The sequence below is a fragment of the Elizabethkingia argenteiflava genome, from assembly GCF_009904105.1.
Lineage (GTDB): Bacteria > Bacteroidota > Bacteroidia > Flavobacteriales > Weeksellaceae > Elizabethkingia > Elizabethkingia argenteiflava.
The window spans coordinates 1-217 of sequence record NZ_JAAABJ010000008.1 but is presented as its reverse complement, the minus strand read 5'-3'; the positions used below and the strand labels follow the sequence as shown (position 1 = coordinate 217).

1 protein-coding gene is annotated in these 217 nt (G+C 35.5%); it reads right to left on the bottom strand.

Going from position 1 to position 217, the window contains the following annotated elements; translation table 11 throughout:
* On the bottom strand, positions 1–217 hold a 217-nt coding region (locus GNY06_RS00030; protein ID WP_166518287.1), incomplete at both ends, for a transposase.

Genomic DNA, 217 nt, shown 5'->3' with positions numbered 1-217 from the left:
TTGCTTATCAGGCCTTAAAACAACCTGAATAATGTATCCAAACCCCTTTTTTACCAGATCTACTATTTCCCCACGATAACCACCATCAGCCAGAATAACTTTAATGCCACAAAGCATTTCTTTTAACCCGCGCATAAGTAAAATAACAGCCTTACTATCATGTATATTAGCCATTGTAACCATGATTGCAATTAAAAAACCATTTTTATCAACGACC